The organism is Roseobacter sp. HKCCD5988, assembly GCF_037830355.1.
Classification (GTDB): domain Bacteria; phylum Pseudomonadota; class Alphaproteobacteria; order Rhodobacterales; family Rhodobacteraceae; genus M30B80.
On sequence record NZ_JBBLYJ010000002.1, the window covers coordinates 77,118 to 100,644 of the forward strand.

Here is a 23,527-nt window from a genome sequence, read left to right on the forward strand (position 1 = left end):
TCAGATTGCCTCAGGCAACATGCGCCAAATCATGTTGGCCAACCCCCATGCCGGGCAAATGGGCGGCCGTCTTGGCGTCACATTGCACCGAACGCATCGCATCAGGCATCGCAAATAGCGCGCGCAGCAGGCGATTGGTCAACATATGGCCTGCACGCACGCCTTCGTAATGGCCAAGGATCGGATTGCCTGCCAAGGCCAAGTCACCAAGAGCATCAAGCATTTTGTGGCGCACAGCCTCATCCGCATGACGGAAACCACCGGGGGACAGCACATCATCACCATCCACAACCACAGCGTTGTCATAGGATCCACCAAGGGCCAGACCCGCATTCCACATCGCCTCAACATCGGATTGGCGACAGAATGTGCGGCTGTCACAGAGTTCGCGCACGAAACGCCCATTGGCCAAATCCGCGTGGCGATGCTGCACCCCAATCGCGGGGTCAGGGAAATCAATCGAAAACGCCATTGTCAGATGCGAGGCAGGCGAAAGCGATGCTTCGCTATCGCCATCACGCACAGTCACTTTCTTCAGGATTTCAATCGCATAGATGGGGCGATCTTGCGGCGCGATACCCGCAGCAAGAAGGCCGCGCACAAATTCAACCGCCGAGCCATCCAAAATGGGCACTTCCTCGGCATCAATATCGACACGCGCATTGTGGATACCACAGCCCGCCAGTGCCGCCATCAAATGTTCAATGGTCGAAACGGAAACCCCATCAGCGTTGCAAATCTTTGTGCACAGGCGGCTTTCTGGAACCGCATCATAGCGCGCGGGGATCAGCGGATCAGCATCGCGCACATCCACCCGATTGAACCAAATGCCGCTATCGGCCACGCTTGGATGGATGGTCAAGGTAACAGGCTTTCCCCCATGAAGGCCTACACCTTTGAAACTTGCAGATTTTTTCAGCGTTGCTTGCACAGCAAACCTTTCTGTCGTCATGTGCCCACAATCGTGGGCGCCCCCAATACAGCTACCCCATCTGACTGCAAGTCTGTGATACAAACTGAGCGGGGGCGAGACAATTCAAGCTTTGTGACTCTCTGCAACAATGCAAAAACGCATCGGCAGAATCTTGCCAAAGACCACAGGATACTCATCTAATCATTTGATTAAAAACGAAAAAGGCCGACACAAGATCGGCCTTTTCGCTGTCATATTTTCGAAAATTTAATTCGCTTGGCGGCGCAGGAATGCAGGAACTTCGATGCGCTCCTGCTCTGGGTCGACTGCGTCATCCTCCATCATCGGCTGATGCTGCGCGCTGAGGTCAGGGCGACTGCGATTCACGGGGGCGTCTGTGTTGCTTTGACCCGTCATCCGCTCAAGCAGCGAATTAATCCCAAAGGCACGGCGGGGCGCGGCGGGTTTCTCCGTCAATGCGGGGCGCGGCGCAGTTGGGCGTGCTGTCGTTGCATTATGCGTTGCGATTGCATTTTTCAGACGATCCAAGGCCTGCGGGCTTGGCGTGCCTGCTGCAGGACGCATCGGGGCGGTAAAGCTGGCCGCTTCTTGTTCATAAACAGGCTCAGGGTCAGCCTCGACAGGGGCGGGGCTGCTCATCGCGCTGTCATACACAGGCGCGGGAACCTCGTTGTGATCCACCTCCATCATCGGGGCGGGCTCAGAGGTAACTTCAAGCTCAAGATCATCGAACAAGAACGGCTCAGGCGATTGATCTGCTGCGAATTCTTCGGCAGGTGCAGGCTGTTCTTCAACAACTTCTGCAACAGGCTGAGGCGCGGCTGTGTAGCTGCGCTCTGGCTGATACATCTGCATTTCAGAAACATCGATACCTGTTGCCACAACAGACACACGCATCCGACCTTCCATCGAGGTATCAAGGGTCGAGCCGACGATGATATTCGCGTCAGGGTCAACCTCTTCACGAATGCGGTTTGCGGCCTCGTCCAATTCAAACAGGGTCAGATCATAGCCGCCTGTGATATTGATCAAGACGCCTTTTGCACCTTTGAGGCTGATTTCATCCAAGAGCGGGTTGGCGATGGCCTTTTCAGCGGCCTGAATGGCGCGTGTTTCGCCTTCGGCTTCGCCCGTGCCCATCATGGCCTTGCCCATCTCGTTCATGACGGCGCGCACATCCGCGAAGTCAAGGTTGATCAGGCCCGGACGCACCATCAGATCCGTCACACCTTTGACGCCCTGATAGAGAACATCATCCGCCATCGCGAAGGCTTCGGTGAAGGTGGTTTTCTCATTGGCCAAACGGAACAGGTTTTGGTTCGGAATGATGATCAGCGTATCAACAACCTGTTGCAGCTGCTCAATGCCCTCTTCGGCTTGGCGCATCCGCTTAGCGCCTTCGAATTGGAATGGCTTTGTCACCACACCCACTGTCAAAACGCCCAGTTCACGCGCCGCTTGCGCGATGATTGGCGCCGCACCCGTGCCTGTGCCACCGCCCATGCCCGCGGTGATGAAGCACATATGTGAGCCTGCCAATTGATCCACGATCTCTTCGATGGATTCTTCTGCCGCGCTTGCCCCAACAGAAGGGCGCGCCCCTGCCCCAAGACCCTCGGTCACGCGCGCACCGATCTGGATGCGCTGCGGTGCTTTGGATTGCTGCAAGGCTTGGGCATCGGTATTCGCGACAACGAATTCGCAGCCATCAAGGGCCTGCTCAATCATGTTGTTCACGGCATTGCCGCCTGCGCCACCCACACCGAAAACGGTGATCCGTGGTTTTAGCTCTGTCCCTGTGTCGGGCATGGAAAGGTTCAAGGTCATCTGCTCGGTCCACCTGTTTTGTCGTCCCTGATCTGATCTTGCGCCAGATATCTTGGGGTTTGACTGCCTCGTGTTTCTTTTGGATCACAGTAACGATAAATCTGCGCCGCGTCATCAGAAAATTGCGAATTTACCACAAAATAGAGTGGCTTATCTGTGACCTTCGGCGTGATCTTGCCGACACCCCCCGCATTCTGTGGTGCGAGGGGGCAATTTCGCTAGGCTTTGACGCGTCAAGCGGGGGGGGTTCTCACCAATTGTCGCGGAACCAACGCACCGCGCGCTTCAGCGAGCGGGCAGGATAGCTTTCGGCGGGAATGTCGAAATCCCACCATTCATCTTGTGGGTAGGCCGCAAACAGCGACAGACCAACCGATGTTGAAAACGCGGGGCCACAGGCCGATTGCGGCAAACCTTGCACCCGCATCGGGCGGCCAAGCCGTACCTGATTGCCCAAAATGCGTGAAGCCAAACCATCAAGACCCGGCACCTGACTGCCCCCACCTGTCAAAACAATGCGCTGACTGGGCAGATGATCAAACCCTGCGGCATCAAGGCGGGCGCGCACCTCTTCAAGGATTTCCTCAACGCGCGGGCGCATCACACCGATCAATTCCGCACGGCTGACATGACGGCGGTCGTAATTCCAATCGCCTGTATTGCCCTGCAATTCGATCATTTCGCGATCATCCATGCCCGTGGCAACAAGCCCCCCAAAGCGGGTCTTGATCCGCTCGGCATGGGTCATGGGAATTTGCAACGCCTGCGAAATATCCGAGGTGACATGATCCCCGCCCATGCGCACGGTATCGGCATAGATCATATGCTTTTTCATGAAAATAGACAGGCCCGTGGCACCGCCGCCCATATCCACACAAGCCGCGCCCAATTCCTGTTCATCCTCGACAAGGCTCGACACCCCCGCCACATAGGGCGAAGAGGCCAGACCTGCGAGTTCCAAATCACAGCGTTTCACGCAGTAGAGCAGCGCCTCAATGGCATTGGCCTCGACCGACAGAAGATGCATATCCACCGCCAGACGTTCGCCAACCTGACCACGGGGGTCGGATAGGCCTGTGCGATGATCCAATGAGAAATTGACAGGCTGCGCGTGCAAAACCTCGCGTCCTTCGCCCAAATCAGGCAAATCACAACTGGCCAAGGCGCGGGCCACATCATCATCCTGCACAGTCTTGTCTTGAACAATCGTCTCGCCCGCCATGCCATAGGAGCGCGGACGCGCCCCTGCAAAAGCCACCATGACGTGATCTACGCGGGTATGGGCCATTTTTTGCGCGGTCTGGACAGCGGTGCGAATGGCGCGTTCGGTTTCTTGAACCGTGTCGATCTCGCCAAAACGCACACCGCGCGAGCGCGTTGTGCCCATGCCAATCACCCGAAAGGCAGACTGCCCCGCAAGGGCCGCTTGGCGATCTGTGGAATAGGCCATGCCCGTCTCATCAAACCGCAGCACGAGGCAGGAGATTTTATAACTGCCCACATCCAAAACCGCCATGACACCGCGCTTGAGAGCCTCTTGGCGTTTGGCGCGCATTGCGCGCTGCATATGATACAGATTGTTCATCATCCTTGCCGCTCTCCACTCACCACCAACTGACCACGCCACATGTCGAAATTATCTTTGGCCCCTGCGCTGAGGCGTAATGTGGGCCGGTCTGGCCTGCGCATATCTATACTGAGGATATCGCGGCTCAGGATATCCTGCGCCTGATCCAAGGCGATCACCCGATCTAAGACAAAACTGGCATTTTCCTCGGGCAGCATAATCTTGCGCCCATCAGAAAGGATGACATCCCAGCGCCGCTCGCCCACACGCACGAAACCGCGCAACTGATCGGCCAAAGGGGCCGCGATACGCCCAAGGTTCAAGGCCTCGCGCGCGGCAAGATCCGCCCCTTCCCCGCCGATCAACGGTAAGGCCTGCGAAATGGGTCGGCTGATCAAATCATCAATGACCACGCCATCGCCATCAATCAACAAGAACGCCTCGCGCGTTTGCCAGATCAATTCAGGCAGCCGCTCCTCAATATCCAATTGCAAGACCCCATCTGCCGCGATGCGCAGTTGGGCGTTGCGCACTGCGGGCATTTCTTCGATCTGCGCCTTTATCTGGGGCAAATCGAGATCGAAGGAGGAGAGCGGGAAATCAAGCGACAAACGCCCGCGGATTTCATCCGCCAAAGCGGGACTTGCACCATTCACTGACAACAGCGTCACTCGAAATTCTGGGCGCGCCTCAATGGTGCGGCGCAGATCTTCCACCTGCGCAGTCAGCTGATCCATATTGCGCGGGTTCGACAGATAGGCGGCGCTGCCCCCAACGATGATGATCAAAGGCAGACCATAGCGCATAAAAACGCGAAAGACGGGCGTCAGCCAAAGGCGCTGAAAACGATAGGCCATCACCGATGGGGCGGGGTCGCGCTTTTGGCGCGGGCTTGAGGCGCTTGCGCCATGTTGCGGCGCGCTTGGGCGCTGCGCGGGGCCTAGCGGTCGCATGAGGCATCCTCCACCATCCAGCGACACAGAGCGCCGAAACTGATCCCTGCGGCCTGCGCCTGTTCGGGTGCCAGTGAGGTTGGGGTCATGCCGGGTTGCGTATTGACCTCAAGCATCACCAAACCAGCCAAGCCGCGCGTATCGTCCCAACGGAAATCGCTGCGCGAGACCCCCCGCAGACCCAGCGCGCGATGCGCGGCAATCGCCATATTAAGGCAGGCTTGCGTAATCTCAGCGGGAATATCGGCAGGGATCACATGACGCGACCCGCCGGGCTTGTATTTCGCATCGTAATCATACCACCCTGTCGTGATAATCTCGGTCACGCCAAGGGCGCGATCCCCCATCACTGTGGTGGTCAATTCACGACCGGGCGCATAGGTCTCCACCATCACCTGATCTGGCATCTCAGGGCCAAGCACGGGGGGGCTATTGGCCCCGTCCATCACCAGATACACCCCGACCGAACTGCCCTCGTTATTGGGCTTTACCACATAGGGCGGCGGCATCACATGGGCGCGCGCGACATCGTCCCGCGCCACGATCTGGCTGTCCATGACGGGCAGGTTTGCGGCGCGCAACACATCTTTGGTGCGCTGTTTATCCATGGCAAGCGCAGAGGCCAAAACGCCCGAATGGGTGTAGGGCAGACGCATCCACTCCAACATGCCTTGCACCACGCCATCTTCGCCAAAGCGACCATGAAGCGCGTTGAACACAACATCAGGGGAAATTTCAGACAGACGCATAGCCAAATCGGGGCCTGCATCGACCTCGATCACCTCATAGCCTTCGCCCGCCAGTGCCTTGGCACATTCGCGCCCCGATGAAAGAGACACCTCGCGCTCCGCCGAGGGGCCACCCATCAATAACGCAATACGGGGGGATGCTTTTGCAGCAGAACCGCCCAAATCTTGCCTCTTGCCTCAATCGGCCTTCAGGGTCTTTGCGCCCCTTGGCCACCGCGTTACCCGCATCTATGCGGCGGGCTGTTATTGGCGCGCTTACGATCCGTTACGGACCACCCACGCGCATAATTTCCCATTCTAGCTGCAATCCGCTGTTTTGGAAAACCTTTTTTCGCACATATTCGCCCAAATCTTCCAATTCCTTGGCGGTGGCCCCGCCTGCATTGGTCAGGAAGTTGGGATGTTTCTCATTCATCACCGCGCCGCCCAGACGATGCCCGCGCAGACCTGCATCCTCGATCAGCTTCCACGCTTTCATCTCGTGGCTGTCATCGGCGCGCCCAGTCGAGGAAAACCCCGCAGGGTTGCGAAAGGTCGAGCCTGCCGTGCGGTCTTTGGTCGGTTGGCTGGCAGCGCGGCGCGCCAGTTGGTCGTCCATCTTGGCGGCCAGTTCATCGGGTTTGGCGCGCGGCGCGGTGAACCGCGCCTCGATCAAGATCAGATCGGGGTCAAGCCCCGTCTGGCGATAGGCAAATTGGAAATCATCAGGGGTAAGCGTGACCACCCTGCCCGCCCGCGTCACCGCGCGGGCCGTGGTCAAATGATCCGCCACATAGGCCCCATAGCAGCCCGCATTCATGCGGCAGGCCCCGCCGATGGTGCCAGGAATGGTGCGCAGAAAGGTCAGGTCTAACCCCGCCTCGCCCGCGCGCCGCGCGACATGGGCATCAAGCGCCGCCGCCCCTGCAATGACCTGATCCCCTTCGATGCGAATATCGTTAAACCCGCGCCCCAAACGGATCACCACACCGCGCATCCCGCCATCGCGGATGATGAGGTTGGAGCCAACACCGATGGGAAAAACAGGAATGGCGGGATCAAGCGCGGCAAGGAAGGATTGCAGATCGTCAAGATCCGCAGGCTGAAACAGATACTCTGCAGGCCCACCCACGCGCAGCCAAGTCAAATCCGCCAAAGGGCGATCTGGGGTCAAAGTGCCGCGCGGGATTGGAAGGCTTTGGGTCATATAGGGGAAGTAGCGGTTGCGATTCCCCCGCGCAAGGGTTTTGGCAGAGAGATAGGAGTTTGCGCCCCCTTTAGGGTTTTGTGGTTAGGCTGCCACGATCATTTAGTTGGACAAGTTCGTCACACTTTCAACGATATCGCCAAGGGCATTAGCCGCGTTTCCAATCTTCACCGTCCCATCAGCAAGTTTCCCAATTTGAGGCGCCCGCTTCTGCCAAAACCTCAACAATGCCAAACCCGTGGCACCCGTTGCTTCTGCGAATCGCTGATCGAAAATTTCACGGATTTGATCGTCTGACGCCTGAGAGACGCGCGCGCGCCATTCGAATAACTCGCGCAACATATCAGCCAAGATCGCCTGCCCCTCTGGATCAAGCGGAACCTTCTCAGAAGAAATTCCCCTTATTTCATCGATCTTTTGGTCGAATAAGCTCAAGACGGCGTCTCGGTCTAACTGGTCCCGTGACAACTGTGAGAGCGGCGCAAGCGCAGCAAAGGCGGGTCCGAAGTGGGTTCGAAACACGGCGCGCAAATTCGTGACAGCGTCCGCCAAGATTTTAATTAATGACTCAGTCAGATTATCCGCGTGTTGCGGGTCCCCCATGAACATTTCAAGATACTTGGCTCGGTTCATCAGTATCCGCACCCGCAAGTGATCTATGTTCTCAACGCGATTTAGCTCATTCAGCAATTTTTCTGCGGCAACGCGGGTTGCGCCTGCGGTATTTCTGCCGCCACCCATGCTCTCGGTATAATCAACAAAATCTTGAAGCAGATCCCGCGCTTCCCTTGCATCATCAAGAAAACGCCTGTTGGCTTGGGGGTCGCGGAGGTGGGCGGTGTCATCGTCAATGCCGACGATGCGCATCATTCGTGCTATCTGATCGAAGGTATAATCAAATGGAATAGCACGCGAGATAGCAAACCCCTCCATGACCCCCGCGATGCGATCCAGAACCTCCGTATCCGTCCCCGTCCAAAACGCCTCGTCCTTCTGCGCCAATTCGTTCAGAAGCGGCCAGTTCTGCGGGCGGGCGTGAAGGGCGTTTTCGTAGAGGTCTTTGAACACGGACCATGCGGGGTGACGTTGGAAAAGCGGTGTGGCGTTTTCCCAAACTTCGGCATGCGGGTCTGCGCCATCAGGCAAGAGAGGTAACTTCGTTAGGTCCTCTCCCTGCTCGACAGCGGTGGCGTCGGCGATGTAGGCGGCATGGACAGCAATGGTGACAGCGGCCGCGTCGGCGGCGGAGGCAGCGGCGTAGGCGGCCAAGGCGACGGAGGAGGCGTAGGCGTTGGAGGCAGCGGCGCTACCCGCAATGCCTGCTCCTCAGGCAGGCCCTTCAACCAAGCCCTCAGATCATCTGCCGATTGAATATCTTTCGCTTTCATGCAGCCAAACCCCTGACACCGTTACCCGAGTCAAGAGTGGCCCAATTCAGACCTAAATAGCAAACCTATTTCTGCAACCGCCCCACAAGGCCATGCGCCCATGCGCTAATCGTGCCTGCGCCGAGGCAGACCACGATATCGCCTGATTTGGCCTCGGCGCGCACAAGTGCCTCGAGCGCGTCTTCGCTGTCGACTACATGCGCGTTGCGGTGGCCGTGGCGGGTGAGGCCCGCGACCAGATCATCGCGGGATGCGCCCGCAATGGGCGCCTCGCCTGCGGCGTAAACCTCGGCAATGCCCACCACATCAGCATCGTTAAAGCAGCTGCAAAAATCCTCGAACAGGGAGGAGAGGCGCGTATAGCGATGGGGTTGATGCACCGCGATCACGCGCCCCTCGCTGGCCTGCCTTGCGGCGCGCAAAACGGCAGCGATTTCCACGGGGTGGTGGCCGTAATCATCAATGATGGTGATGCCATCCACCTCGCCCAATTTGGTGAAGCGGCGGTTGACCCCCTTGAAGCCCGCAAGGGCCGCGCGGATTTCATCCGATTTCATGCCCAAATGGCGCGCCACGGCAACGGCGGCCAGCGCGTTTGAGACATTGTGATCGCCGGGCATAGGCAGGGTGCAGCCTGCAATCACCCGATCCTCGCCGCGCAGTGCGATGTCGAAATGCGCGACACCCTTGACGTAATGCAAGCCCACCGCGCGCACATCGGCCTGCGCGTTGAACCCATATGTCACCACGCGGCGATCCGTGACGCGCCCAACCAGTGCCTGCACCTCGGCATGGTCGGTGCAGCAGACCGCGAGCCCGTAAAAGGGGATATTCGAGACGAAATCGTAAAAGCCTTTGCGCAGATTTTCGATCGTGCCCCAATGTTCCATATGTTCGGGGTCGATATTGGTGACGATGGCGATGGTGGCGGGCAGGCGGTTGAAGGTGCCATCCGATTCATCGGCCTCGACCACCATCCATTCGCCTTGGCCCACGCGGGCGTTTGAGCCATAAGCGTGGATGATGCCGCCATTGATCACAGTGGGGTCAATGCCGCCCGCATCGAGCAGGGTCGCCACAAGGGTGGTGGTGGTGGTTTTGCCATGCGTGCCTGCAATCGCCACATTCGAGCGCAGGCGCATCAATTCGGCCAACATCTCGGCACGGCGCACCATCGGCAAGCCCCGCGCGCGCGCTGCGTCAAATTCAGGATTGCCGGGTTTGATGGCGGAGGAGATCACAACCACCTCGGCCCCGTCCAAATTTTCTGCCGCCTGCCCGATAAAGATCCGCGCGCCCAATGCCGCAAGACGTTCGGTGATCTTGCTTTCCTTCAGGTCAGATCCTTGCACCGCATACCCGTGGTTCAACAGCACCTCAGCAATACCCGACATGCCAATGCCGCCAATGCCTGTGAAATGGATCGGCCCAAGCTGTGTGGGCAGTTTTGTGGTGGCGGCGTTCATAATCTTCCTTTCGCTGCAATTTCCTCGACCATCGCAACAAGACGATCGGTGGCATCTGGCACGGATTGCGCAAGCGCGGCATTTGCCATGGCTTGGGCCTGTGCGGGGTCGGCCAAAACCTCAAGCATGGCTTCTGATAGGCTGTCGGCGTTCAGCTCATGTTCCGCAATCGCAAGGCTTGCCCCTGCGGCAACCATAGGGCCGGCATTGGCGGTTTGATGATCTGCAGTGGCGGCGGCAAAGGGGATGAAAATCGCAGGCCGCCCAATGACCGAAATATCCGCAACCGAGGACGCGCCTGCGCGGCTGATTACCAATTGCGCCTCCGCGATCCGGCGAGGGATATCATCGAAAAACGGCTGCACCTCGGCGGTGACACCCAAGTAATCATAGGCACGGATGACGCGATCAATATCCTCGGGGCGGGCCTGTTGGGCCACGCGCAAGCGCGCCAAAATTCCTTTGGGCAGTTTCGCCACCGCATTTGGCACAATTTCAGACAGGATACGCGCGCCTTGGCTGCCACCGATGATCACAAGTGACAGGGGCCAATCGCCGGGCGGTGTATAAACGGCGCCTGCGCGCGCCATCACCGCAGCCCGCACAGGGTTGCCGATATGATCCGCCTGTGTGCCCTCAGGCAGGCGCGTGGGCCATGTGCCACAGGCCACCCGATCCACGCGCCGTGCAAACAGATGATTGACGCGACCAAGGACGCCATTTTGCTCATGCAACGCCCGCGGACGCCGCGCAATCCACGCCGCGGCCAATGCGGGAATGGTCGGATAACCGCCAAAGCCTATGACAATATCGGGCTGAAGGCGGCGCTGCAGCAGCAAGGCCGATAGAATACCCCCCAAGATTTTAAAGGGCGCCTTAAGTTTATCGGCCAGCCCCCCTTGGGCGAATGTGGCCGCCGCCACTGTTTGTATAGACACCACATGGGGAAATCCCCCCGCATAGCGCGCGCCGCGCGCATCTGTCGAAAGCGTCACCTGCCACCCCTGCCGCACCAAGGCCTCGGCCAAAGCTTGGGCGGGGAACATATGCCCCCCCGTTCCCCCTGCAGCGATGATAGCGTGACGCGCGCCTCCAGTCCCCATCGGATCAACGCCCCCGTTTGCTAAAGATATCGGCCAAATCACCCTGTGGCCGCGCACGGGTAAAGGCCAAAATCATCCCCATCGCAAGACCTGTTGCAAGGATAGAAGAGCCGCCATAGGACACAAAGGGCAAGGTCATGCCCTTTGCAGGCAAAAGCCGCACCGCAACGCCCATATTGATAAAGGCCTGTAGCGCGAACATGGTCACAAGACCCGTGCCTGCAAGGCGGATGAACGGGTCGCGTTCTTTGAGCAAACGCAGGAAACTGCGAAAGGCGATTGCCGCGAAGAGGGCGATGATGATCAACACAAGGATCACACCATATTCTTCGGCAGCGACCGCAATAATGAAATCGGTATGCGCGTCAGGCAATGTCCATTTCACGGCACCCTCGCCCAAGCCTGCGCCAAAAAACCCACCTTCACGGATTGCATTGGCCGCATAAGCAAGCTGGGTGTTTGGCGCCACTTCGGCGCTGAGGAACCCATCAATACGGCGCGCAAAATGCTCGGAGGCATGATAGGCAAAGATGCCCCCGACCCCTGCAAGCGCCACAACGCTGACCATGAGAATAATGGGCGCGCCTGCAACGAAATAGATCACGCACCACCCCATCAAGATCAGGGCCGCCTGACCGAAATCAGGCTGCATCACCAAAATGCCAACAATGAGAATGGTCAATCCAAAGGACAGGCGCTTGCCTGGCGGGCCTGCCAATTCTTGGCTTGCGGCGACCATCCAAGCGACTGTGACAATGTAGAGGGGTTTTAGAAATTCAGATGGCTGCACCGAAGCAAACCCGAGCGAATACCACCGCACAGCGCCTTGCCCAAAATCAGTGCCAAAAATCGGCAGCGCCGCAAGGGATAGAAACGCGCCACCAAACCCCACCACCGCAAAGCGGCGTAGCATGAGCGGCGGCAGCATCGACACTAACAGCATCCCGATCATCGCCGCACCGCCAAAGATGGCTTGGCGTGTTACATAGTGAAAGGGCGGGTGACCATTGCGTTCGGCCAAAGGTGGCGATGCGGCAAAGCCCAATAACAGGCCAATCGCAAAAAGTGCCAAAATGCAGCCTATTGTGCCGCGATCAACGGTGCGCCACCAACGGGGCAAAACCGCTTCGCCTGATTGCACAAGAACTGTGCCATGCGCCATTTCTGTCATGGGATATACCGCCCGATACTGCCTCAACCGCCCGATTTTTCGGATCTCATTGGCAAATTAGCGAAATTTATTCCCGAAAGCCAGAGAAAGCCGCATCAGCCCTACGATTGCGCAAGAACTTGCGCAACTTGGGCGGCAAAATCATCGCCCCGCTTCTCAAAATTGTCGTATTGATCAAAACTAGCGGCGGCAGGGGCCAATAGAACTACATCGCCCGGCTCGGCCTCGGCGACAGCGCTGGCCACTGCGGTGGCCATATCGGTGCAAATCTCTTTGGGAAGATCCCCCAAATTCAAGGCAAATTTTGCAGCTTCGCGCCCGATGATATAGGCCTTTTTGACCGAGCCGAAATGTGGCCGTGCCACATCAAGCCCGCCCTCTTTCTCAAGCCCGCCACAAATCCAACGGATGGCAGGATAAGCGGCAAGCGCCTTGGCGGCGGCATCAGCATTGGTGGCCTTGCTGTCATTGACGAAACGCACACCGCGCAGTTCGCCCAAAACCTGACTGCGATGCGGCAGGCCCTTGAAGGAATGCAACGCGTCCTCGATCACGCGCGGCGCAAGGCCAAGCGCGCGCGCCACCGCATAGGCCGCACAGGCGTTTTGATGGTTATGCGCGCCTGCAAGCCCCGCGATATCGCGCAAATCAATAGAGGCCACCTGACGCCCCTTGCGCCATTCCGACAGCCAGCCTTTACGTGCAAAGACATCCCAATTCGTGCCGTCTAATTTCTGCGCCGAGGAGATGCGGATCACCCGATCATCCCCTGTCCCTTGGGTCAGTTGATTGGACAAGGACAGTCCTTCAACCTCATCAATCCCGATCACGGCGCGATCTGGGCCACCTTCGGCAAAGAGCTTGCGCTTGGCCGCATAATAGCCCCCCATCCCACCATGACGATCCAAATGATCCGCTGACAGGTTGGTAAAGACCGCAATATCGGGCGTCAGGGCGCGGGCAAGCTCGGTTTGGTAGGAGGATAATTCCAACACGACCACCCCTCCATCTTCGGGCGGATCAATATCCAAAACACCGCGCCCAATATTGCCCGCAAGCTGCACAGATACGCCCGCAACATCCAAAATATGGGCGATTAGCGCCGAGGTGGTCGATTTTCCGTTTGACCCTGTCACCGCAACCACGCGTGGGGGGCGGTCAAATTGCGCCCAATCCGCCTGACCAAGCGCCGCGAAAAACAGGCCCACATCATTATCAACGGGCACATTGGCGCGATAGGCGGCCAAAATTGCGGGATGCGGCGCGGGGTAGAGATTGGGGATACCGGGCGAGGTGATCAGGCGCGACACGCCCTCAAAAGCGCCTGCCTTTGTTAGATCAGTGACCACAAACCCATCCGCCTCGGCGCGCGTGCGCGCCTCTTGCCCATCATCCCAAACAAGCGCAATGGCCCCACCTGCTTGCAGCGCCCGCGCTGTGGCAAGACCCGAACGGCCCAAGCCCAAAACAGCGATTTTTTGACCTGAAAACCCAGTGACGGGGATCATCTGACCGCTCCTTGCTTTGTTAGCGCAGTTTCAATGTCGCAAGGCCAATCAGCGCAAGGATAAGGGAAATGATCCAGAAGCGGATCACCACTTGCGGCTCAGCCCAGCCTTGTTTCTCAAAATGGTGATGGATGGGGGCCATCAAGAACACGCGTTTGCCTGTGCGTTTGAAATAGAGAACTTGGATAATAACGCTCATCGCTTCGGCCACGAACAAGCCGCCCACGATGGCCAAAACAATTTCGTGCTTTGTGGCAACGGCGATGGCGCCCAAAGCCCCGCCCAAGGCGAGCGAGCCTGTATCCCCCATAAACACGGCTGCGGGCGGGGCATTATACCATAGGAACCCAAGACCGCCGCCGATCAGACCCGCGCAAAACACCAGCAATTCGCCCGTTCCCGGCACGTAATGCACATCAAGATATTCCGTGAAATCGACCCGCCCCACCGCATAGGCAATCACGCCAAGCGTGGCTGCGGCGATCATCACGGGCATGATGGCCAAGCCATCCAAACCATCGGTCAGGTTGACGGCATTGGCGCTGCCCACAATCACAATCATGGCAAAGGGGATAAAGACATAGCCCAGATTGATCAGCACATCTTTGAACACAGGCACGGCCAGTTGCAGCGTCAGATCATCAGGGTGCAAAGCTGAGGCTGAAATGCTAGCCACAGCCGCGATCACAAAGCCAAGCGCCAAGCGCAATTTGCCCGAAAGCCCCGCCGTGGTTTGGCGGCTGACCTTGGCCCAATCATCCGCCAGACCGATCAGGCCAAAGGCCACAGTCACCCCCAAGACAATCCAGACAAAGCCATTATCAAGCCGCGCCCAAAGCAACGTGGACAGCGTCAGCGCCGCAAGGATCAGCAAGCCCCCCATTGTGGGCGTGCCTGCCTTGGTTGCAATGTGATGCGCAGGCCCATCTTCACGAATGGGTTGTCCCTTGGCATAGCGGCGGCGCAGCGCGTTGATCAGAGGGCGGCCAAAGATAAAACCAAAGATCAGCGCCGTAAAAAACGCGGCACCCGCACGGAAGGTGATATAGCGGAACAGGTTAAAGAGGTCGCCGCCATCTGACAATTCGCTGAGCCAATACAACATATGGCGGTTCTCCCCTTAGCGTTCCTGAACGGATTGCCCGAGATTACGCAATGCGTCAACCACGCGCGCAAGTTTTACGCTGTTTGAACCTTTCAGAAGGACTATATCGCCCTCCTCTAGGGTTTTGGGCAGGGCGCGCGCCATCTCATCGGCGGTTTCGCAATGCAGCCCGCGCTTATCGCTTGGCAGGGCTTCGTGCAAATGTTCCATCAAGCCGCCCACTGTATGAATGCGCTCGATCTTGGCGATGCTTGCAAGATCAGCCAATTCTGCGTGCATCGAGGGGCCTTGTGCGCCCAATTCCAACATATCGCCCAAAACCGCCACACGGCGGCGTGCCTCTGCAGAAGCCAGAACATCAAGCGCGGCTGCGATAGAGGCAGGATTGGCGTTATAGGCATCATCTATCATTTCAATCTCGCCTGCATGGGCATGACGATTTGACAGGGTCAAACGCTCGCGGGTGCCGCGCCCTGTTACGGCTTGCCAATCCGACAGACCAAGGGCCGCCAGCGCCACATCCCCGCCCAAAGCAGCAACACTGGCCATAACGGCCACCGCATTCAGCGCCAAATGCCGCCCTGCGGTGTTCAGCTTGAACAGATGCGTGTCACCGTCAAAGACCATCGAGACAATGGTGCGATCCTCGATAATCTCAACCGAAGCCAAGCACGCCGCGGCGGTTTCGGCCTCGCCAAAACGAAGGACGCGGGCGGCACAGGCAGTTGCTTTGTCTTGCAAAATGGCGCTCGTCTCAACATCGGCATTAACAAGGGCGATCCCACCTGTCTCAAGCCCCTCATAGATGCTCGCCTTTTCATGGGCGATCCCCTCAAGACTGCCAAATGCCTCTAGATGGGCGGCGGCCACGGTGGTCACAATGGCCAAATGGGGCCGCGCCATGCGCGTCAAGGGGGCGATTTCGCCAGGCGCATTCATGCCGATTTCAATCACCGCGAAATCTGTCTCGCGCGGCATCCGCGCCAAGGTCAAAGGCACGCCCCAGTGATTGTTATAGGAGGCAACCGAAGCATGCACCCGCCCCAAGGGTGCGAGGGCTGCGCGCATCATTTCTTTACTGGTGGTTTTGCCAACCGACCCCGTAATGGCGACCACCTGCCCCGTCATACGCGCGCGCCCTGCGCGCCCCAAATCTTCAAGCGCGGTTTGCACATCCTCCACAAGGATCAGGGGCGCATCTTGTGCAACGCCGTCAGGAATGCGGCTGACCAACGCGCCTGCGGCACCTTTGGCCAAGGCATCCGCCGCAAAATCATGGCCATCGCGCGCGGCAGACAAGGCCACAAAGAAATCCCCTGCCATAAGGCTGCGGGTGTCAATCGAGATGCCTGTGACCTCAAAATCTGGCCCATGCGTGCGGCCATGGGTGGCCGCGGCAATCTCGGCTGATGTCCAAAGCGCGCTCATTGCTGACCCTCCAATGCGCTCACGGCAAGGCTTGCCTGTTCGAGATCATCGAACGGATAGGTAACGTCACCGACAATCTGCCCTGTTTCATGCCCTTTGCCCGCAATCAAAAGCGCATCGCCTGGCGCCAAATCGGCCACGGCGCGCAAAATCGCTTCGGCGCGATCGCCGACCTCGCGGGCTTGCGGGCAGGCCTCAAGAATGGCGGCCCGAATGTCGGCGGGGTCTTCGCTGCGGGGGTTATCATCGGTGACAGTGATGCAATCTGCATTGGCGGCGGCCTCGCCCCCCATCAAAGGGCGCTTGGCGCGGTCGCGATCCCCGCCTGCACCAAAGACGAGATGAAGCCGCCCCATAACATGCGGCCTGAGCGCCAAAAGCGCCGTGCGCAACGCATCGGGCGTATGCGCATAATCGACAAAAACAGGCGCGCCATTGGCACGGGTTGCTGCAAGCTGCATTCGCCCGCGCACGCCTTGTAGGCGCGGCAGCGTAGCAAAAACCGCGTCAGGGGCGGCCCCTGCCGCAATCACCAAACCCGCCGCGACCAAGACATTCATGGCCTGAAACCCACCAATGAGGGACAGCCGCGCGCGATAGGGGTCATCTTGCCATGTAAAGAGCAAATCCTGACCCCGTTCATCCAAGCGCCGCGCCGTAATACGCAGGCGTGCATTTGGCTCATTCTCACCCACGGTGATCACTTCAATCTCTCGCGCCTCGGCGATGGCGGCAATGGCCGCCCCTTTGGGATCATCGAGATTGACCACGACAGTGCCATTTTCATCCAAAACTTGGCGAAAGAGGCGGGCTTTGGCCTCGAAATAGGCCTCCATCGTGCCGTGATAGTCGAGGTGATCTTGGGTGAAATTGGTAAAACCCGCCGCAGCCAAGCGCACACCGTCAAGGCGATATTGATCAAGCCCGTGTGACGAGGCCTCCATCGCGGCATGGGTGACGCCCGCCTCGGCCATATCGCGCAACAAGGCGTGTAAGCTCAAAGGATCGGGCGTTGTGTGGGTGCCTGCGGCGGCAAAACTGCCCTCCACGCCCGTGGTGCCGATATTCACCGCATCAAAACCCAAGGCGTTCCAAATCTGACGGGTAAAGCTTGCGACACTAGTTTTGCCATTGGTGCCTGTCACTGCGACCATGGTATCGGGCTGCGCGCCAAACCACAGGGCAGCGGCCTGCGCCAATGCTGCGCGCGGCTCAGCCACGACAATCAGGCTGGCATTGTGATCAGCGGCGAAATCACCAATGATCTTTGCGCCCTCAGGGTCGGTTAAAATCGCCGCAGCCCCCGCGGCAAGCACCGCTTGCGCAAAACTGGCCCCATGGGCATGGCTGCCTGCAAGGGCCGCGAAGACCTCGCCCTGTTTGATCTTGCGGCTATCAAGACACAAACCCGTCACCGCCACATCCCCACCCCGCGTTGGGGTCAACCCAAGCGATGAAAGGCGGATTGTCTCATCGCGATGGGACGCAGGCATGGGTTAATCCTTTGGTCGGTTTGGCAAAATCACTCGATATGGCTCGATAGCTGAGAAACCCCACTTTGCGCAATCTCTGCTGCACCACGCGGCTGCAGATTCAGCAAAGGGCCTACGCGGCGTAGGATTTCTGCGGCCACTGGCGCAGCCGTCCATCCCGCGGTGCGGCGCGTCTCGCCGAGGGCGACAATTTCAGGTTCGTCCAAAGTTACGATAATCACATATTGCGGGTCACTCATTGGAAAGGCCCCTGCGAAGGTCGCAATCACGCGATCCTCATAATAGCCGCCCGATGGGTTGGGCTTATCGGCCGTGCCCGTTTTCCCGCCCATTTCATAGCCTTCGACCTCGGCAAGGCTGGCTGTGCCACCATCGACCACGGCACGCATCATGGCACGGATTTGTGCAGAGGTATCTTCGGAAATGATGCGCGCCCCCGTCTGCGGCGCGCCCCGCTGTGCGATCAAAGTCGGCGCAACCCGCGTGCCACCATTGACCATCGCGGCAAATCCCGCCGCCAAATGCAAAGGCGATATCGACAGACCATGGCCGTAGGACACAGTCATAGTTGAAAGGCGTTCCCATCTCGCGGGGATCATCGGGCGGCCCGTTGGGGCCTCGACAATCTCAAGGGGGGTTGGTTCAAGCAAACCCAAATCTTCGAGGAACAGGCGTTGGCGATCTGGCCCGATCTCATCAGCAATACGCGCCGTGCCGATATTTGACGAATGCACAATCACTTCGGTCGCGGTTTGGCGTGGCCCGTAATTGTGGAAGTCGCGGATGTTAAACCCTGCAATCCGCAACGGGCTTGTTGTGTCGATTGATGTCTCAGGCGTCACCATGTCCAATTCCAAGGCCTGCGCCATGGTGAAGATTTTGAACACAGACCCAAGCTCATACACGCCCTGCACCGCGCGGTTAAAGAGCGGGCTTTGGCTCGGATCATTGCCCGATGTCAGCGGACGGGGCCGCGCATTGGGGTCAAAATCAGGCAGGTTTGCAAGGGAGATCACCTCGCCCGTATGGGCATCCATCAACACCGCCGAAGCGCCGCGCGCATTCATCAATCCCATGCCAGACGCGAGAACTTCCTCGGTGGCGGATTGGATGGCCAAATCCATCGACAGGCGCAGCGGCGTATGTGCGCGGGCAGGATCGCGCAATTCGGCGTCAAACTGCGCCTCAAGCCCCGCAACACCTACGATTTCTGCGGCATTCACGGCCTCTTGCCCGAACCCTGCGCCACCCAAAACATGCGCCGCAATCGCGCCATTAGGGTAAAGCCGAATTTCGCGCGGGCCAAAGAGCAAGCCAGGCTCGCCCAGATCATGCACAGCTTGTTCCTGCTCGGGGCTGATGGAGCGGCGCAACCAAAGGAAGCGGCGCTCAGAGGTCAGTTGCGCGACCAAGCGGTCATAATCCATCTCAGGGAAGATTTCGACCAAACCTTCAGCCGCAGCAAGCGGGTCGACCATCTCGTGGGGGTGGGCGTAAAGCGCATTGGTCAAAAGATTGGTGGCCAAAATGCGCCCCTGCCGATCGACAATATCCGCGCGGGCGGTCTGAATTGCGCTTGCAACAGAGGTCACACCAGGCTCTTGCGGTTCGGAGGCGGCCAAGGCGCCCATGCGCACGCCAACCGCGCCAAAGCCAAGCAAAAAGCACAAAGCCACGACCAAAATCCGCCCCTCGGCCCGCAGGCGCAATTTGTCCCGCTCGGCTTCGTGGCGTTGGCGCAGGTTTTCGCGCTCGATGTAATCGGGGTTTTCACCCTTTTGGCGCGCTTCAATCACCCGTGACAACGGGCGCAAGGGGATGCGTTGACCGCTCATGGTTGATCCTCCAGCACGGCCTCATCCGACACAAGGCTTGCCTCCGTCAGCGCGGCCAGAGGATCAGGGAAAGACACTTCATGAATGGTGGCAAACTGATCTGGCTGCATCGGCAACAGCCCCAAGCGATCAAAATTCATATCGACCAATGCGCGCAAGCGATCAGGACGATTGAGAAAGGCCCATTCCGACCGCAAAATGGCAAGCCGTTCATGATGGGCGGCAATCTCGGCCTCTAGGCGCGCCACTTCGCGTTCGGCTTGCTGGGTTAGGATATTTTGCTGATAGGCCCAAAATCCAAGGCCAATAACGGCAATTGCTGTGAATAAGGACATCAAAGCGCGCATTATGTCACCTCTAACGGGGGCAGGCCCAAAGCACTAAAATCAAGGGGGGCGGGAGCGGCTTCCCCACCGCGCACAGCCAACCGCAATTTGGCAGAGCGCGCGCGCGGGTTCTGCGCGGCTTCCGCGGGGCTTGGTGCGATGGCTTTGCGGGTATTTTGCAGGAAACTGGGGGTTTGGCGCGCGCGCTCTGGGGCGTGGCGCGACCCGCCGCCGCCCGTATCACTGCGCAATTGCATAAAGCGTTTGACCACCCGATCCTCCAATGAATGAAAGGTGACCACCGCCAAAATGCCGCCTTCGCGCAAGATACGCTCTGCGGCCAAAAGGCCCTTAACCAATTGGCCCAATTCATCATTCACCGCGATGCGCAAGGCCTGAAAGCTGCGCGTTGCGGGGTGGCTTTGATTGGGTTTGGGGCGCGGCAGGCAGCCCTCAACGATTTTGGCAAGGGCGGCAGTGGTGGTGATGCGCGCGCCTTTGCGGGCGGCGACAATCGCGCGGGCAATGCGCCGTGCGGCGCGTTCTTCGCCGTAATGATACAAAATATCGGCCAAATGCGCCTCGGGCGCCTCGTTCACCAGATGTTCGGCGGACATCCCTGCTTGGCTCATGCGCATATCAAGCGGGCCGTCACGCATGAATGAAAAGCCACGTTCGGCCAAATCAAGCTGCATAGACGAAACGCCCAGATCCAGCACGACGCCGTCAAGCGTATCATAGCCCACAGAACGGGCATGATCATCGAGAGCGCCAAACTCGCCCGCAACCAATTTCAAACGGTTACCATATTGAGCGCGCCACGCTTCGGCCATCTCAAGCGACAGAGGATCGCGGTCGACACCAATCACCGATGCCGCCCCCCGATCAAGCAAGCCACGGGCGTAGCCACCAGCGCCGAAAGTTCCATCGAGCCAGTCCCCAGACACGGGTGCTATCTCGGCCAAGATCCGATCCAATAGAACAGGGATATGCGGCCCCTCTGTCCTCGCGGGTTCGTTGAGCTTGGCCGCCGCCATGATCATACGCCCCCGTCATGATCCATCGCTCCAACACCACTAGCCACGAGGGACAGCGGATCAAAGAACTCGTCACCTTGGGCAAGACTATCAATCAACGCATCAATTTGCGCCTCAGCGTCTTTTGCATCGCTTGGGTTGAGGATGTGAAACTTGTCGCCCATGCCTTGGAACAGCGCCTCATCGGCAAGCGCGATCTTGTCGCGCGCGGCCTGAGGCAGAACCAAACGGCCCGTGTCATCCACGGTGGTTTCATCACATTTCTGATAATAGAGAAATTCCAAAGCGCGGCGCACAGGCGTGCCCAAGGGCGCGCGGCGGATCATCGCGTCAATTTGGTCAAAGGCGTCACCAGACAGACATTCAAGGTAATTCTTCGATTTGTCGCCATAGGCAATGTATAGGCGCGGAGAGGCGCCCGCCGTAGCCTTGGCATCAGAATTGGCAAGCACACGGCGAAACTTGACCGGAATCGAAATTCGGCCCTTTCCGTCCACCTTGTTCAGGCTCTCGCCCTGAAACCTGCGCTCCACTGCCCTGCCCTCGTTATGGCCCCAATGGCCGTTTCCCCGTCACATCTTCAAACTTTCCCGACCCGTGAAACGACAACGGCGGACCAAGACAGTTTGATGCCCGATCCGCCGCCCTCATCCCACCATCGGGGGCCGATTGCGCAGCACATCTGGGGGGATGGTCTGCTCGCTTACGCAACGGCGCTTCAGCAATTGAGATGCCTGTATGAACACCTGCCTAGAGTTCTTTTTTTATTATGTGCGCCCGCCTGTTTCAGGTTCTGGGCGCGTCTCTTTTGCTGTGTCATCTTTGTCTCATGGAAATATTTCCCAATCAATCCCTTTTTTTGGGAATTTTCCCCAAGATGTGCCCCTGAAGGTCTGAAAATTGCAGCATCTTGTGCCAAAATGAAAAAACCACCCCTGCATGGGGTGGTTTGGAAAATCACAACCACAATATCTTGATTTTTCGGGGCAGCCTGCGATTTGGGGCGAAATGGGGGAAATTTCCACCCGAACGCGCCAGATCTCGCAAAATCAGCGCGTTTTCGCGCCCAATTGCACGAATCATCTTTGGTTTTTAGGTGATTATGCCATACCACCAGCCACAAGACGGGCGGCCAATTGTGCATAGGCTTCGGCGGCCGCGCCCTCGCTGGCGGCAATCGGCGTGCCGGCATCCCCCGCTAAGCGTGTTTCAAGTGAGATCGGCAAAGCACCCAAAAACGGCACGCCCATCTTTTCGGCCTCAGCCGCCACGCCGCCCTGCCCGAAGATATGCGCCTCATGCCCACATTCGGGGCAAACAAAGCCCGACATATTTTCGACCAGACCCAAAACGGGGGTCTTCAGGGTGGCAAACATATCAAGCGCCTTGCGCGCATCCAGAAGGGCCACATCCTGCGGGGTAGAGACAACAATCGCACCTGTCAGCTTTGAGCGCTGGCACAGGGTCATGGCCACATCCCCCGTTCCAGGCGGCAGGTCGACCAAAAGAATATCCAATTCGCCCCACTCAACTTGGGTCATCATTTGCTGCAAAGCGCCCATCAACATCGGCCCGCGCCAAACAACAGCCTTTTCTTCGGGCAACATCAGACCAATCGACATGAATGTGACGCCATGATTGTGCAAAGGCAGGATGGTTTTGCCATCAGGCGAAGCGGGGCGCTTGGTCAAACCCATCATGCGCGGCTGAGAAGGCCCATAGATATCTGCATCCAACAGGCCCACTTTGCGCCCCTGCCGCGCAAGGGCCACGGCGAGGTTAGAAGATAATGTCGATTTCCCAACACCCCCTTTTCCCGATCCAATCGCGATGATCCGCGCAACGCCCTTGGGGTTCATCGGCTCCGATTGCGGCTTGGCATGGCCCCCGATTTTCAGACTTGGGGGGCCATCGGGCGCAGGTTTCGCAGAGTACGGCGCTTGCTGAGGGGCTAGCTGAGGGGCTTGGGTCGGTGCGGTCAGGGCTATTGAAACGGCGGTCACCCCCGCCTGCGCTTCAAGGGCCTGTTGCAACGCGGCCCGAAACCCCTCGAGAGCGCGCGCCGCCTGCGGCGTTTCTGCTTCGATAATGAATGTGATGCGGCCATCTTCGACTCGCAACGCTCGAACCATATCGCGGGAAATCAGATTTCCGCCGTCTGGAAGGGCAAACTGTGCCAAAAATGCATCAACTTCTGCGCGGGTGATCTGCGACTTTCCGTCCGACATTGGGTGGCAACTCCACGTTTTGGCTCACTCGTCCTTATGTCGCGCGGCGCATGCGCGGCTGCAACCCCCTCTTTTGCTCATAAAATAAACAAAAATCACGAAAGTGACAAAATTATGAAATAGGTCAGCATTTGCTATGCATTTGCTGCATAGCAGAATTGATAAGAAGGCCTATTGTGCAATCGCAGCAATTACCTACATTCATCCGTGTCAGGCCAACATG

The 23,527-nt window shown here is 58.3% G+C and carries 19 protein-coding genes; all 19 read right to left on the reverse strand.

Translation table 11 applies throughout. The features are described 5' to 3' along the window. Positions 1–10: 10 nt before the first annotated feature. Positions 11–931 carry a UDP-3-O-acyl-N-acetylglucosamine deacetylase gene (gene lpxC / locus AAC636_RS08445; protein WP_340301565.1) on the reverse strand — a complete coding sequence of 307 codons (921 nt, stop codon included), beginning with the start codon at positions 929–931 and terminating at the stop codon, positions 11–13. Positions 932–1,180: 249 nt separating this feature from the next. Next, positions 1,181–2,761, reverse strand: coding sequence for a cell division protein FtsZ (gene ftsZ, locus AAC636_RS08450; protein ID WP_340301174.1), 1,581 nt, complete (start codon positions 2,759–2,761; stop codon positions 1,181–1,183). A 250-nt stretch (positions 2,762–3,011) separates the two neighbouring features. Beyond that, a complete protein-coding gene (gene ftsA, locus AAC636_RS08455; RefSeq protein ID WP_317655822.1) occupies positions 3,012–4,346 on the reverse strand; it encodes a cell division protein FtsA in 1,335 nt (444 codons plus the stop codon). Then, complete coding sequence (locus AAC636_RS08460; protein WP_340301175.1) at positions 4,346–5,281, reverse strand: cell division protein FtsQ/DivIB; 936 nt, start codon at positions 5,279–5,281, stop codon at positions 4,346–4,348. Before AAC636_RS08460 ends, ftsA begins: the two co-directional genes overlap by 1 nt. Beyond that, positions 5,269–6,147 carry a D-alanine--D-alanine ligase gene (locus AAC636_RS08465; RefSeq protein ID WP_445322558.1) on the reverse strand — a complete coding sequence of 293 codons (879 nt, stop codon included), beginning with the start codon at positions 6,145–6,147 and terminating at the stop codon, positions 5,269–5,271. Before AAC636_RS08465 ends, AAC636_RS08460 begins: the two co-directional genes overlap by 13 nt. A gap of 148 nt (positions 6,148–6,295) precedes the next feature. Beyond that, the gene (gene murB, locus AAC636_RS08470; protein ID WP_340301176.1) at positions 6,296–7,216 is read right to left on the reverse strand and encodes a UDP-N-acetylmuramate dehydrogenase; all 921 of its coding nucleotides are present in this window, start codon (positions 7,214–7,216) and stop codon (positions 6,296–6,298) included. A 102-nt stretch (positions 7,217–7,318) separates the two neighbouring features. Further along, positions 7,319–8,485, reverse strand: a complete 1,167-nt coding sequence (locus tag AAC636_RS08475) for a hypothetical protein (RefSeq protein ID WP_340301177.1) — start codon at positions 8,483–8,485, stop codon at positions 7,319–7,321. 184 nt (positions 8,486–8,669) lie between these two features. Continuing rightward, positions 8,670–10,070 carry a UDP-N-acetylmuramate--L-alanine ligase gene (gene murC / locus AAC636_RS08480; protein ID WP_340301178.1) on the reverse strand — a complete coding sequence of 467 codons (1,401 nt, stop codon included), beginning with the start codon at positions 10,068–10,070 and terminating at the stop codon, positions 8,670–8,672. Beyond that, positions 10,067–11,173: a UDP-N-acetylglucosamine--N-acetylmuramyl-(pentapeptide) pyrophosphoryl-undecaprenol N-acetylglucosamine transferase gene (locus AAC636_RS08485; RefSeq protein WP_340301179.1), complete on the reverse strand. Its 1,107-nt coding sequence runs from the start codon at positions 11,171–11,173 to the stop codon at positions 10,067–10,069. The genes murC and AAC636_RS08485 overlap by 4 nt, the downstream gene beginning before the upstream one ends. Positions 11,174–11,177: 4 nt before the next feature. Further along, the gene (locus AAC636_RS08490) at positions 11,178–12,344 is read right to left on the reverse strand and encodes a peptidoglycan glycosyltransferase FtsW (protein ID WP_340260179.1); all 1,167 of its coding nucleotides are present in this window, start codon (positions 12,342–12,344) and stop codon (positions 11,178–11,180) included. Between the two features lie 101 nt (positions 12,345–12,445). Further along, the gene (gene murD, locus AAC636_RS08495; RefSeq protein WP_340301180.1) at positions 12,446–13,852 is read right to left on the reverse strand and encodes a UDP-N-acetylmuramoyl-L-alanine--D-glutamate ligase; all 1,407 of its coding nucleotides are present in this window, start codon (positions 13,850–13,852) and stop codon (positions 12,446–12,448) included. Between the two features lie 19 nt (positions 13,853–13,871). Then, the gene (gene mraY, locus AAC636_RS08500) at positions 13,872–14,957 is read right to left on the reverse strand and encodes a phospho-N-acetylmuramoyl-pentapeptide-transferase (RefSeq protein WP_340301181.1); all 1,086 of its coding nucleotides are present in this window, start codon (positions 14,955–14,957) and stop codon (positions 13,872–13,874) included. A gap of 15 nt (positions 14,958–14,972) precedes the next feature. After that, positions 14,973–16,385: a UDP-N-acetylmuramoyl-tripeptide--D-alanyl-D-alanine ligase gene (locus AAC636_RS08505; RefSeq protein WP_340301182.1), complete on the reverse strand. Its 1,413-nt coding sequence runs from the start codon at positions 16,383–16,385 to the stop codon at positions 14,973–14,975. Next, positions 16,382–17,878 carry a UDP-N-acetylmuramoyl-L-alanyl-D-glutamate--2,6-diaminopimelate ligase gene (locus AAC636_RS08510; protein ID WP_340301183.1) on the reverse strand — a complete coding sequence of 499 codons (1,497 nt, stop codon included), beginning with the start codon at positions 17,876–17,878 and terminating at the stop codon, positions 16,382–16,384. Before AAC636_RS08510 ends, AAC636_RS08505 begins: the two co-directional genes overlap by 4 nt. A 29-nt stretch (positions 17,879–17,907) precedes the next feature. Continuing rightward, on the reverse strand, positions 17,908–19,713 hold the full coding sequence (locus tag AAC636_RS08515; RefSeq protein ID WP_340301184.1) for a peptidoglycan D,D-transpeptidase FtsI family protein: 1,806 nt from the start codon (positions 19,711–19,713) through the stop codon (positions 17,908–17,910). After that, positions 19,710–20,048, reverse strand: coding sequence for a cell division protein FtsL (gene ftsL / locus AAC636_RS08520; RefSeq protein WP_340242216.1), 339 nt, complete (start codon positions 20,046–20,048; stop codon positions 19,710–19,712). The genes AAC636_RS08515 and ftsL overlap by 4 nt, the downstream gene beginning before the upstream one ends. Before the next feature lie 11 nt (positions 20,049–20,059). Continuing rightward, positions 20,060–21,076 carry a 16S rRNA (cytosine(1402)-N(4))-methyltransferase RsmH gene (rsmH, locus tag AAC636_RS08525; RefSeq protein ID WP_340301185.1) on the reverse strand — a complete coding sequence of 339 codons (1,017 nt, stop codon included), beginning with the start codon at positions 21,074–21,076 and terminating at the stop codon, positions 20,060–20,062. Between the two features lie 2 nt (positions 21,077–21,078). After that, the gene (locus tag AAC636_RS08530) at positions 21,079–21,609 is read right to left on the reverse strand and encodes a division/cell wall cluster transcriptional repressor MraZ (RefSeq protein WP_340301186.1); all 531 of its coding nucleotides are present in this window, start codon (positions 21,607–21,609) and stop codon (positions 21,079–21,081) included. Between the two features lie 567 nt (positions 21,610–22,176). Next, positions 22,177–23,304, reverse strand: a complete 1,128-nt coding sequence (locus AAC636_RS08535) for an Mrp/NBP35 family ATP-binding protein (RefSeq protein ID WP_340301187.1) — start codon at positions 23,302–23,304, stop codon at positions 22,177–22,179. Positions 23,305–23,527 lie beyond the last annotated feature (223 nt).